General features: G+C 72.5%; 12 protein-coding genes. 9 read left to right on the top strand and 3 right to left on the bottom strand.

Features of this window, described 5'->3' with window-relative positions; genetic code table 11:
- Positions 1-248: 248 nt before the first annotated feature.
- From ABWI07_RS15255 to ABWI07_RS15220, 8 genes are all read left to right on the top strand, one after another.
- Positions 249-452, top strand: coding sequence for a helix-turn-helix domain-containing protein (locus tag ABWI07_RS15255; protein ID WP_021591693.1), 204 nt, complete (start codon positions 249-251; stop codon positions 450-452).
- Between the two features lie 371 nt (positions 453-823).
- Positions 824-922, top strand: coding sequence for a 30S ribosomal protein bS22 (locus ABWI07_RS15250; protein ID WP_018654693.1), 99 nt, complete (start codon positions 824-826; stop codon positions 920-922).
- Positions 923-968: 46 nt separating this feature from the next.
- Positions 969-1,964, top strand: coding sequence for an NAD-dependent epimerase/dehydratase family protein (locus ABWI07_RS15245; protein ID WP_149260149.1), 996 nt, complete (start codon positions 969-971; stop codon positions 1,962-1,964).
- A gap of 33 nt (positions 1,965-1,997) precedes the next feature.
- The gene (locus tag ABWI07_RS15240; protein ID WP_375708331.1) at positions 1,998-2,972 is read left to right on the top strand and encodes a lysophospholipid acyltransferase family protein; all 975 of its coding nucleotides are present in this window, start codon (positions 1,998-2,000) and stop codon (positions 2,970-2,972) included.
- Positions 2,973-3,025: 53 nt separating this feature from the next.
- Positions 3,026-4,195: a low temperature requirement protein A gene (locus ABWI07_RS15235; RefSeq protein WP_353818917.1), complete on the top strand. Its 1,170-nt coding sequence runs from the start codon at positions 3,026-3,028 to the stop codon at positions 4,193-4,195.
- Positions 4,196-4,358: 163 nt separating this feature from the next.
- Positions 4,359-5,546, top strand: a complete 1,188-nt coding sequence (locus ABWI07_RS15230; RefSeq protein ID WP_353818916.1) for a cytochrome P450 — start codon at positions 4,359-4,361, stop codon at positions 5,544-5,546.
- Positions 5,547-5,629: 83 nt separating this feature from the next.
- Positions 5,630-6,613: an ATP-binding cassette domain-containing protein gene (locus ABWI07_RS15225; protein ID WP_353818915.1), complete on the top strand. Its 984-nt coding sequence runs from the start codon at positions 5,630-5,632 to the stop codon at positions 6,611-6,613.
- The gene (locus ABWI07_RS15220) at positions 6,610-7,395 is read left to right on the top strand and encodes an ABC transporter permease (protein WP_353818914.1); all 786 of its coding nucleotides are present in this window, start codon (positions 6,610-6,612) and stop codon (positions 7,393-7,395) included. The genes ABWI07_RS15225 and ABWI07_RS15220 overlap by 4 nt, the downstream gene beginning before the upstream one ends.
- 16 nt (positions 7,396-7,411) lie before the next feature.
- Here the strand turns inward: ABWI07_RS15220 and ABWI07_RS15215 are convergent, their stop codons facing one another.
- From ABWI07_RS15215 to ABWI07_RS15205, 3 genes are all read right to left on the bottom strand, one after another.
- Positions 7,412-10,606: an ATP-binding protein gene (locus ABWI07_RS15215; RefSeq protein WP_353818913.1), complete on the bottom strand. Its 3,195-nt coding sequence runs from the start codon at positions 10,604-10,606 to the stop codon at positions 7,412-7,414.
- Between the two features lie 70 nt (positions 10,607-10,676).
- Entirely contained in the window at positions 10,677-11,042 is a 366-nt protein-coding gene (locus tag ABWI07_RS15210; RefSeq protein ID WP_353818912.1) for a hypothetical protein, read from the bottom strand.
- Complete coding sequence (locus ABWI07_RS15205; protein WP_353818911.1) at positions 11,030-11,443, bottom strand: ATP-binding protein; 414 nt, start codon at positions 11,441-11,443, stop codon at positions 11,030-11,032. Before ABWI07_RS15205 ends, ABWI07_RS15210 begins: the two co-directional genes overlap by 13 nt.
- A gap of 59 nt (positions 11,444-11,502) precedes the next feature.
- Here ABWI07_RS15205 and ABWI07_RS15200 point away from each other — a divergent pair.
- On the top strand, positions 11,503-11,969 hold a 467-nt coding region (locus ABWI07_RS15200), incomplete at its 3' end, for a helix-turn-helix domain-containing protein (protein ID WP_353818910.1).

The following is an 11,969-nucleotide window of genomic DNA, read 5'->3' as shown; positions in this document are numbered from 1 at the left end:
GACGCTGCGAAACCGCAGGTCAATCCGTGGTTCCGGTTGACAACCGTTCGTCCTGGCACGTGCGGTGCCGTCAGCTCCACGCTCCGTAGGGAATCAGCACTGTATCCCCACGGTCAGGTCGGAGACGGAAATGTGCGGAACTCCCCTCTTGCGACTGCCGGTACGCGATTTACGCTGGAGGAAGTACACGTGCGTGATCAAAGTCACCCGAAGGGCCGGTGCGCGGCACGTGTGGAAGAGGGCGTCCGATGACCTCAGGCGAGCGACCTCTGAGCGAGGTCAGGTTCCTGACCGTGGCCGAAGTGGCGGCGGTGATGCGGGTGTCCAAGATGACCGTCTACCGTCTCGTCCACTCGGGCGAGCTTCCCGCGATCCGCGTGGGCCGCTCGTTCCGGGTTCCCGAGCAGGCCGTCCACGATTACCTGCGCGACGCGTACATCGAAGCCGGATAACGGGTAGGGGCGGGGCATGACCCCGCCGCGAACTCAGTACCCGGCCGTGCAGGGGGCGTCGGGAGGGTCCCGAGGGACCGTCCCGAAGCTGGGGAAGCAGGACGAGGACCGGCAGAACGGTCCGGACACCGAGCGGACGGGCGTTGGCCGGCGGCCACGCCCGCCCGGACGGAACGGTGCCCGGCGCCGTGCTACGCGCGGTGCCGGCCGCCGTCCGTACCCGCCTTTCCGGGGCCGCGGGGCAGGCCGCGGCATGATCTCCACCGCCGCAGCGGTACCCTGGGGCCTCGGACCGTGCCCGCTCATCGAGAGTCGCTCTCCTGCGGCACGCCCGTCTCCTGCACATCACCCGATACGCCGAGCGAGGTTCCGTGGGCTCTGTCATCAAGAAGCGCCGCAAGAGGATGGCCAAGAAGAAGCACCGCAAGCTGCTGAAGAAGACGCGCATCCAGCGCCGCAACAAGAAGTGACCGCACCGGCCGTCCAGCCGTGAAGGGGTAGGGCCCAGTGTCCTCCATGCCCGCCGCCGCGGCCCGTGTCGTCCTCGTCACGGGCGTCTCCCGTTTCCTGGGGGCGCGGGTCGCGAACACGTTGCAAGCCGACCCGGGCATCGAGCGTGTCATCGGGGTGGACACGGTGCCGCCGGCGGAGTCGCTCGGCCGCACCGAGTTCGTCCGGGTCGACATCCGCACGCCCGGCATCGCGAAGATCATCGCGTCGGCGGCGGTGGACACGGTGGTGCACCTCAACCTGGTGACCTCCTCGTCGGTGCCGCGGGCGAAGGTCAAGGAGCTGAACGTCATCGGGACGATGCAGCTCCTCGCGGCCTGCCAGCGCTCGCCCGACATGCGCAAGCTCGTCGTCCGGTCGTCGGCGGCGGTGTACGGCTCGTCCCCGATGGACCCGGCCGTCTTCACCGAGCGGGACGAGCCCGTCGAGCCGCCCAGGAGCGGCTACGCCAAGGACGCCGTCGAGGTCGAGGGGTACGTCCGCGGGCTGATGCGGCGGCGCTCCGACCTGGCCGTGTCGGTGCTGCGGTTCGCGAACTTCCTCGGCCCGGGCGTCGACTCGCCGCTCACCAGGTACCTGCGCCTGCCGGTCGTCCCGACCGTGCTCGGGTTCGACCCGCGGCTGCAGTTCGTCCACGAGGACGACGGCGTCGAGGTGCTGCGGCGCATGACGGTCGAGGACCACCCCGGCTGCTACAACGTCGCCGGGGACGGCGTGCTGCTGCTGTCGCAGGCCCTGCGCCGCGCGGGGCGGCCCTACCTGCCGGTCCCGGCGCCGTCCATCTCGGTGCTCGGCGACATGGGGCGCCGCTTCGCGGGCCTGTCCGGCTTCTCCCCGGAGCTGCTGCGCTGGCTGACGTACGGCCGGGTCATCGACACCACGGCACTGGAGCGGGAGCTGGCCTGGCACCCGAAGTACAGCTCCGAGGCCGCCTTCGCCGACTTCGCCGCCGCCCGGGGCTTCGTCCGGGGCGGCCTGACGGCCTTGCTGGGACGGGCCTGAGCCGTTCGGGACGCGCCTGAAAGGAGAGCCGAGATGACGATGGACGCTCACTCCGGGGACGACGAGGGCGCGCAGGTCATCCGGCTCCCCGCGGTCCGCGACGACGCCCCCGGAGGGGACGGCCCGCGCGGGGGCGAGCCCGGCGGGGAGGCGCCCGGCAAGGATCCGGCCGAACCGGGCCAGTTCGAACGGGCGCTGGCCTCCGGCCTGGCGTTCCTGCGGCGCAGGCTGTCCGGCGAGTACGAGGTCGACGAGTTCGGCTTCGACCCCGAGTTCAACTCCGCCGTCCTCCTGCCTCTCGCCCGCGCCCTCTACGAGCACTGGTTCCGCGTCGAGATCGACGGCCTGGAGAACATCCCGACCGGCGGCGCCCTCCTCGTCGCCAACCACTCCGGGACGATCCCCCTCGACGCGCTGATGCTGTCGGTGGCCCTGCACGACCACGCCGACCGGCAGGTCCGCCTCCTCGGCGCCGACCTCGTCTACCAGATCCCCCTGCTCGGGCATCTGTCGCGCAAGGCCGGCCACACGCTCGCCTGCCATGCCGACGCCGCCCGCCTGCTGTCCAAGGGCGAGCTCGTCGGCGTCTTCCCCGAGGGCTACAAGGGCGTCGGCAAGCCCTTCTCCGAGCGCTACAAGCTCCAGCGCTTCGGCCGCGGCGGCTTCGTCGGCACCGCGCTGCGCGCCGGGGTCCCGATCGTGCCGTGCGCCATCGTCGGCGCCGAGGAGATCTACCCCAAGATCGCCGACCTGCGCCCGCTGGCCCGCCTGCTCGGCCTCCCGTACTTCCCGGTCACCCCGACGTTCCCGCTGCTCGGTCCCGCCGGCCTCATCCCGCTCCCGTCCAAGTGGGTGATCCGCTTCGGCGAGCCGATGACGCTGGACGAGTACGACGAGGACGCCGCCGACGACCCCATGACGGTCTTCGAGCTCACCGACCACGTCCGCGAGAACGTCCAGCACATGCTGTACGAGACCCTGCTGCGCCGGGGCCCCGCCTTCCTCTGACCGCGGACGGAGCGTCACTCTGGGGCGATGATCGACCCCGTAGAGTGATCGCCATGCCGCCGCTACGCCGCCGCATGGTCGCCCGCGACCCCGACGAGCCGCACCGCGTCTCCAGCCCGCTGGAGCTGCTGTTCGACCTGACGTTCGTCGCCGCGGTGTTCCAGACCGTCGGACGCCTGGGCGGCGCGATCGAGAGCGGCCGCCTCGGCGGCTCCTTCACGCCCTACCTGATGACGTTCTTCGCGATCTGGTGGGTGTGGATGAACTTCACGTGGTTCGCCTCCGCCTACGACACCGACGACGTCCCGTACCGGCTCATGGCGTTCGTGCAGCTGGCGGGCGTCCTCGTCCTGGCGGCCGGGGTGCCCTCCGCGTTCGACGGCGACGTCACCACCATGACCATGGGCTACCTCGTCATGCGCGTCGGCCTGGTCGCCCTCTGGCTGCGCGCGGCCGCCGAGGACCCCGAGGGCCGCGCCACGGCCCTGCGGTACGCGGTCGGCCTGTCGGTCGCCCAGGTGTTCTGGGTGGCGCGGCTCGGCCTGCCGGACCAGGGCCCGACGTGGGTGTTCTTCGTGCTCGCGGCGCTCGACCTGTCCGTGCCGCCGCTCGCCGAGCGGCGGCGCGGGACGGCCTGGCACCCGCACCACATCGCCGAACGGTACGGGCTGTTCACGATCATCCTGCTGGGCGAGAGCGTGTTCGCCTCCACCGACGCGGTGCAGCAGTCCGTGGCCCACGGGGTCAGCGGCGAGCTGATCACGATCGCCCTCGCGGGCCTCGCCATCCTGTTCGCGCTCTGGTGGATCTACTACCTCGAACCGGCCGGGGAGGGCCTGTGGCGGCGCCGCGACCTGCGCTTCCTGTGGGGGTACGGCCACTACGTCTTCTTCGCCGCGCTCGCCGCCATCGGCGCCGGGCTGGAGACGGCGGTGGCCTCGTTCGCCCATCACGCCGAGGCAGGTCCGCGGCTGGTGGCCGCCTCCGTCACCGTCCCCGTCGCCGTCGTCCTGGTAATGCTCTGGGTGCTGCACGCTCCGATGGGGCGCATGAGCGCGCATCCCGCGCTCCTCGTCGCCACGGCCCTCCTGGTCCTCCTCGTGACCCTCGCCGCCCCGACCGTGGGCGTCCCGGGAATCCTGCTCCTGATCGCCGCCCTCCTGGCCGTCTTCCTCACCACGACCCTCGTCCGGCGGGCGCCGACCCTCCGGACCGCCGAGTAGCACCGGCGGGTTGATCTGCGACGGCTCGCAGAGCCCGCCTGACGGGGGCCCTCGACCCCGCGCCCGGCTCCGGGACTCGTGTCATCCTGGCCAACGAGCCACAACTGAATCCAGCGGGGAGGCGGCGGTGCGGACCGCCCCGCGTGCAGGTGAGGAGGCCATCGTGCAGGACCTGACAGGGCAGAGCGGGGAGGGCGGGCCGCGCGTGGAGTTCGATCCGTTCGCCGGGCCGTACCCCGCCGGGGCGTCCCACGCGCGGATGGACGAGTTGCGCGAGGCGCGTCCGGCGTTCCGCAGCACGGCGGGGCGCGGGTTCTGGGTGCTGACCCGGTACGACGACATCCTCGCGGCCTTCCAGGACCCGGAGACGTTCTCCAGCCGTGCGATCGCCGTCAGCGACCCCGACCCGGCGCACCAGTGGATCCCCGTCATGCTGGACCCGCCGCTGCACACGACGTGGCGGCGGTTACTCCGGCCGTTCTTCACCCCCGTCGCCGCCGCCGTCCTGCGGGACCGGATCACCCGGCACTGCGCCGCGCTGATCGACGGCTTCGCGTACCGGGGATCGTGCGACTTCGTCACCGACTTCGCCCGGCTCTACCCCACCGCGATCTTCCTGGAGCTGGTGGGCCTGCCCACCGAGCGGCTGGAGGAGTTCCTCGAGTGGGAGCACGCCATCCTCCACTCGCCTCCCTCCACCGGAGGACGGGGCGCGGCCATGGCGGCGCTGACGGCCTGCCTCACCGAGCTCATCCAGGACCGCCGCACCCGTCCGCGCGAGGACCTGATCAGTGCCGCGACCGGGTTCACCGTGGACGGCCGGCCCGTCACCGACGAGGAGCTGCTCGAACTCTGCGTGCTGCTGTTCCTCGCCGGCCTCGACACCGTCGCCGCGCAGCTCTCCTACATCTTCTGGCATCTGGCGCGCGACGACGCCGACCGCGCGCGCATGGCCGGCGACCCGGAGGTCATCCCCGACGCGATCGAGGAGTTCCTGCGCGTCTACGCGCCCGTCCTGCCCGCCCGCAAGCTCACCCGCGACGTCGAGATCCACGGCTGCCCCATGAAGGCGGGCGACATGGTCATGCTCCCGACCGCCATGGCGACCCGAGATCCGCGCGCCGTTCCCGCCGCCTCCGCCGTCGACATCGACCGGGCGCCGGCCCGGCACCTGGCCTTCGGCGCGGGACCGCACCGCTGCCTCGGCTCCCACCTCGCCCGGCTCGAACTCCAGATCGCGCTGCGCGAGTGGCACGCCCGCATCCCCGACTACCGCATCGCAGCGGACGCCCGGCCGGTCGAGCACGCCAGCCTCGTCCTCGGCCTGGAGACCCTGCCCCTGACCTGGTGAGTTTCAGCCCCTGAAGGGCTCGGAGCCGGGGCTGAAAGCCGGTTGAAAGCGGTCTGAAGCCAGGGGCGCGCACGCTTCGGGGCATGAACATCGAGGCACGGCAGACGGCCATCCAGGTGACCGGGCTGCGGAAGGCGTTCGGGGGCAAGACCGTCCTCGGCGGGGTCGACTTCGAGGTCCCGCGCGGGACGGTCTTCTCCCTGCTCGGCCCCAACGGGGCGGGGAAGACGACGGTGGTGCGGATCCTGTCCACGCTGATCCCCGCGGACGGCGGCGAGGTCAGCGTGGCGGGCCGGGACCTCGGACGGGACCCGGACGGGGTGCGCCGGGCGATCGGCGTGACCGGCCAGTACTCGGCGGTGGACGGGCTGCTGACGGGCCGGGAGAACCTGATCCTCATGGCGGACCTGCACCGGCTCGGCAAGGCCGGCGGGCGCCGGGCCGCCGCCGAGCTGCTGGAGCGCTTCGACCTGGTGGAGGCGGCGGACCGGACGGCCGCCACATACTCGGGCGGGATGCGGCGGCGGCTCGACATCGCGATGACGCTGATCGGCGACCCGCAGATCATCTTCCTGGACGAGCCGACGACCGGGCTCGACCCGCGCAGCCGCCGGACCATGTGGGAGATCATCCGCGAGCTGGTCAGGGGCGGCGTGACGGTCTTCCTGACGACGCAGTACCTGGAGGAGGCCGACCACCTCGCCGACAGGATCGCGGTCCTCGACGGCGGCCGGCTCGTCGCCGAGGGGACCTCGGACGAGCTGAAGCGGCTCGTCCCCGGCGGCCACGTCCGGCTGAGGTTCTCGGACCAGGCGTCGCTCGACGCGGCGGCGCGGACGCTCGGCCCGGTGACGCGGGACGACGACGCGCTCGCCCTGCAGGTGCCCGGGGACGGCGGCGTCGCCTCCCTGCGGGCGCTGCTCGGACGGCTGGAGGAGGCCTCGATCGAGGTCGGCGAGCTGTCCGTCCACACTCCCGATCTGGACGACGTCTTCCTCGCCCTCACCGGCAGGACCCACACGACCCGCACGTCCGGCAGGACCGACGAGAAGGTGACCTCGCGATGACCACGCTCACGCACGCGGCGGCCGACTCCGCGACGATGCTGCGCCGCAACCTGCGGCACGCGCTGCGCTACCCGTCCCTGACGATCGGCGGGATGATGATGCCGATCATGATCCTGCTGCTGTTCGTCGGCGTGTTCGGCAACGCGCTCGGCGAAGGCGTCGGCGGCGCGGCCAAGGGCGACTACATCCAGTACGTCGCGCCGGGCATCATCCTCATGGCCATCGCGTCCGGATGCATGGCGACGTCGGTCTCGGTGTGCGTCGACATGACCGAGGGCATCGTCGACCGGTTCCGGACGATGGCGATCTCGCGGTCGTCGCTGCTGACCGGGCACGTCGTGGGCAGCATGATCCAGACGGTGGTCAGCACCGCCGCCGTCGTGCTCGTCGCGGTCGCGATGGGCTTCCGGACGAGCGCCGGGGCGGCGGACTGGCTCGCGGCCGCCGGCCTGCTGCTGCTCCTCACGTTCGCGCTGACCTGGGTCGCCGTCACGCTCGGGCTGCTCGCGAAGAACCCCGAGGGCGCGAGCAACACGCCGCTGATCATCCAGTTCCTTCCGTTCGTCGGCAGCACGATCGTCCCACCGCAGTCGATGCCGGCCGGGGTCCGGTGGTTCGCCGAGTACCAGCCGTTCACCCCGATGATCGAGACGCTGCGCGGGCTGCTGGCGGGCACGCCGAGCGGGCGGGACGCGGCGGTCTCCGTCGCCTGGTGCGTCGGCCTCGCCGTCGCCGGCTACGCGTTCTCCAAGGTGCTGTTCGACCGCAAGGCGCCCCGCTAGCCCGGCGCCTCGCCGCTCAGCCCGCCGTGTACTCGCGCGCGAGTCCGCGGGCGGCGGCCAGCAGTTCCGCACGGCCCAGGCCGGCGTACTCCGACACCGCGTCGTGGTACGCCGGCCCGTCGGCGTCCAGCGCGGCGCGGCTGATCGCCGCCGTGGACATGGTCGACTGGAAGGAGCGGATGTGGTGGAGGCGCTGCGCCAGCGCGATCGCGCGGGCGGCCCGCGTCCGGGCGGTCTGGGCGGCATCGGGACGGGCGAGGTCGACCATGGCCAGCGCGAGCAGCAGCCCGCCGCAGACGGGCAGGTCCATGTAGAACGCGGGCATCGGGAACGGCGGACCGTCGACCAGGGTCGCCAGTCTGGGGAGGAGGCCGGTGACGATGTCCTCGACGAGGGCGACGCGGCCGTGCCGGGCGTGCGCGACGGCGGTGACGCAGTGGGCCTCCACCGTCCACGGGTCGAGGCCGGTGTGCGGCATCGGGCCCTCCTCGGCCGCGAGCCGCTCCACCGCCTCCCGCCAGAGGCGCAGACCGGCGTCGGCGTCGCCGCGGCCGAGGGCGATCTCCGCACGGGCTCCCAGGTAGAAGGCGGCCGTGCCGAAGGACTCCTCCGGCCCCTGGACGAGCGACCGGTCGAGCCACCGCTCGGCCTCGTCGTACTCGCCGAGCGCGAGGTGGCCCGACGCGATGGCCCACATCAGCCCGAACATGTCAGGCCACCTGTACCGCTCCAGCAGCCCCAGCGATATCCGCAGATGGTGCAGGGCCCGGTCGGCCTGGTCGAGTTGCATCAGCAGTTCGCTGAGGCGGGAATGGGCGAGCAGCCGGCACCACGGGATGTCCGGCTCGCAGGTCTTCTCGAGCATGGCCTCGGTCGCCGCGAGCGCCCCGGCCACGTCGCCGTCGCGTTCCCGCACGTATCCGGCGGCGCAGTTCGCGAGGGCGGCGACGAGCGGATCGTCCCGGGAGCACATCTCGTCCAGGACGGAGCCGCCGGGGGCGAGGATCTCCGGCAGGGCGGCCAGCACCGTCGCCAGCGCGGAGACGAGACCGGTCGGCGGCGCGGGCGGGAGGCGGCGCAGCGCGACGAGCGCGCGGGTCGCCTGCGGTCCCTTGAGCAGGCCCGTCGCGAGGACGTTGAGGGACAGCGCCGCCCGCGTGACCTCAAGGTCCTCCGGGGCGGGGCGCAGGCGGCTCAGGAGCCCGGCCGTCTCCTCTGCCAGGACGGTCAGCCGGCTGTAGGCCGCCTCCAGCGTCCAGGCACCGCCGAGGAGGGCGGTCACCGCCGCGACGGCCGGGCCGTCCCGGCGGGCGAGGCCGTGGCGCAGCGCCTGCTGGAGGTTGTCCTGCTCGACCCGCACGCGCTCCGCGGCCGCGAACGGCTCGGTGCCGAACAGCGCCTCGTGGTGCGCCGCGCCGAACTCCCGCGCCCAGGCGAGCATGCCGCTCACGGCGCGGTCCGTCTCCCCTTCCACCTCCCGATGGCCCGCGCTGAACTCCCGGACGCTCTCCAGCATCCGGAACCGGGTCTCGGGACCGCCCTCGGCCGGTTCCAGAAGGGACTGGTCCACGAGGTCCTGAAGGATCTCCAGCGTGTCGCCGCCGCCCAGGACGTGGCGCGCCGCCGCCGCGGTGAAACCGGCCGGGAAGACCGACAGCAGCCGCATGGCCTGCCGCCCGGACGGGGAGAGCAGGTTCCAGCTCCAGTCCACGACCGCGTGCATGGTCCGGTGCCGGGACGGCGCGTCGCGCGCGTTGCCGCGCAGCAGGGCGAACCGGTCGTCCAGACCGCGGGCGATCTCGGCCGCGGACATGACCCGGACGCGTGCCGCCGCCAGTTCGATCGCGAGGGGCAGCCCGTCCAGGTGGCGGCACAGTTCCTCCACCGGGCCGGGCGGCAGTTCCACACCCGGACGCGCCGCGTGCGCGCGCCGGCGGAACAGCTCGGCGGAGGTCGGCGGGTCCAGCGCGGGCAGCGGGTACACCGACTCCGACGACAGCCCGAGCGGCGCGCGGCTCGTGGTCAGGATCCGCAGGTCCCGGGTCGTCGACACCAGTGCGCCCGCGAGGTCGGCGGCGCCCTCCACGACGTGCTCGCAGTTGTCCAGCACGAGCAGGGCGGAGCCGGGCCCGAGCACCTCGGCGATCGCCGAGGCCAGGTCGCCCGGCCCGCCGAGGCGGCCGCGGGCCCGCGGCGACTCGCCCACCCCGAGGACGGACGCGACCTCGCCCGCGACGTCCTCGTCCCGCGCGACTCCGGCGAGGGGAACGTAGTGCACCGCCCGCTCCGGAGCCTCCCGCGCGACGGCGTTCGCCAGCCGCGTCTTGCCCAGCCCGCCCGCCCCGACGATCGAGGTGACGCGGGAGGTGCGCAGCAGGCCCAGGACGGCGGCGAGGTCCCCGTCCCGGCCGAGCAGCTGGTTCGGCTCGTGCGCCACGCCGCGCCGGACGGCGGGCGCCTCGTCCCGGAGCAACTCCTGCTGGACGCTCTGGAGCGCGCTTCCCGGATCGGTGCCGAGATCGTCCCGCAGCGAGCGCCGGTAGGACTCGTACCGCGCCAGCGCGGCCGATGGACCCGCCGTCGCGGCCTCGCAGCGCAGCAGCTCCGCGAGCACCTCCTCGTCGTGCGGACGGTCCCGGGCGACACCGTTGAGCGCCTCGAAGCCTTCTGCGTGCCGACCTAGGCGCGCCAGGGCCAGAGCGCGTGCGCGGGTCAGCGTCCAGTAGGTCGAGGCCCGGTTCCCGCGCAGGACGGACAGCGGATCGTCACCGTCGTCCGGCTCGGGCGGCCCGTCCCAGAGCGCCAGCCCGTCCTCCGCGTGGGCGAGCGCACCCGCGTGGTCGCCGTCGCGGGAACTCCGCGCGCTCGCGGACGCGGCGAGCAGCACGGCGGAGGCGTCCACCGCGGACTCGTCCAAGCCGAGGCGGTACCCGGTCGGCATGCTGGCGATGACGTCCGTGCCCAGCTGCGACCTCGCCCGGGAGACCACGACCTGGAGCGCCTTCACCGGGTTCTCCGGCCGCTCCTCCGGCCACAGCCCCTCCAACAGCCGGACGACGGAGACGCCCGCCCGAGGCTCGTCCGCCAGGAGCGCGAGCAGGCTGCGCAGGCGCGGGCTCGTGACGTCCCGCCCCCGGCACGCGACCCCGGACAGCAGCCTCAACTCGACCGAGCCGCTGGGGACGGGCTCAAGGGGGAGGGAGTCAACCACGGGGACAGACTAGGACGCCTTCGACAAAACACGATAGAACGCGTGTCCGGCGCGCCGCCGAGTGAGGCCGTCACCAGGTGGAGGGGAAGAGGCGGTGTTTGAGGAGGCGGTCGATCTGCGCGGCCGCCTTCCTGACGTCGCCGCACGGGCACAGGTAGCCGTGCCGCCCCCGCTGGGCGTCGTGGTAGGCCCAGGTGCCTCCCGGGGTCGCGAGGACGCTCACCACGATGCCGACGTCCTTGGTCCCCCTCGCGTGGATCCACAGCAGCGGAACCGGTACGGGGAACTCCTCACGCCGGTAGAACTTCACGAACCTCCAGCCCTGCGGAGCCAGGACGGCGGCCAGCTCGTCCAGGTACCGCGCGGCCGTCTCGTGGCCCCGGCGGGTCCGCCAGCGCAGCAGGTGGCGTTCGGCAAGGGCGGCTACAGCCCGCACTTCGCCCACGTGAGCTTCCCTCCCTCCACCAGCGGCCGCGTCCCCCAGTCGAGTGCGAGAGCGGCCACCATCAGCAGTCCGCGCCCGCCGATGGCCGTGAGGCTCTCCTGCCGGACGACCGGCCGCCCCGCGCCGCCGTCCCAGACCTCGATCGTGGGCAGGCTGTCGCGCTCGTCCCGGAACACCCGGAGGACGATCGGGCCCTCTCCGTGAAGCAGCGCGTTCGTGACCAGCTCGGAGACGATGACCTGCCCGTTGTGGTCGTCGGTGACCTCCCATGCTGCGAAGCGCTCGGCGACGAACCGCCGCGCCCTGGCCGGCGCCTGCTCGTCCGGTTCGAGGACGAGCGTGGAAACGTCCTCATCGCATATCCCTGCGACGACCTTTGTGAATGGATGCATACGACGAGCCGCTCCGTCCTGTCCGATTCGCCGGGCAGATGGCGAAAATGCATTCCGCTATGACCGTTTCATGGGGAACTGTCAAAACGTTCGCCTCGAACATTCCGACCTTCGTTTCCGGCATCCCCTGGCCGAGCATCGCGCAAAGTGCCATGCTGGGAAATGCGAAAGCAATGCCACAGGGCAACCTCGGACCATGGCCCCCGACCACTGGTCATCGCTGGTCATCGCTGGTCATGGCTGGTCATCGGGTCTCCTTCGTGGATACCGCTCCTTCAGGACGGGGAGGAAACGAAGCTCCTGCGGAGCAGGGCAGGGAAAGCCGGTTCGCCGCCAGGGCGGACCGGGCGTCCACCTCCAACTACCCGCCGCCGTCACAAACTGATGGGATAACGAACGTGAAGACCACACACGTGAAGCGGGCGTTCAAATACCGCTTCTATCCGACCGATGCGCAGGCGGCAGAGCTGTCGCGCACGTTCGGGTGCGTGCGGAAGGTCTACAACCTGGCCCTGGCGGCACGTAC

The sequence above is a fragment of the Actinomadura sp. NPDC000600 genome, from assembly GCF_040492135.1.
In the GTDB taxonomy this organism is placed as follows: Bacteria; Actinomycetota; Actinomycetes; order Streptosporangiales; family Streptosporangiaceae; genus Spirillospora.
This window is presented reverse-complemented; position numbering and strand designations above follow the sequence as displayed.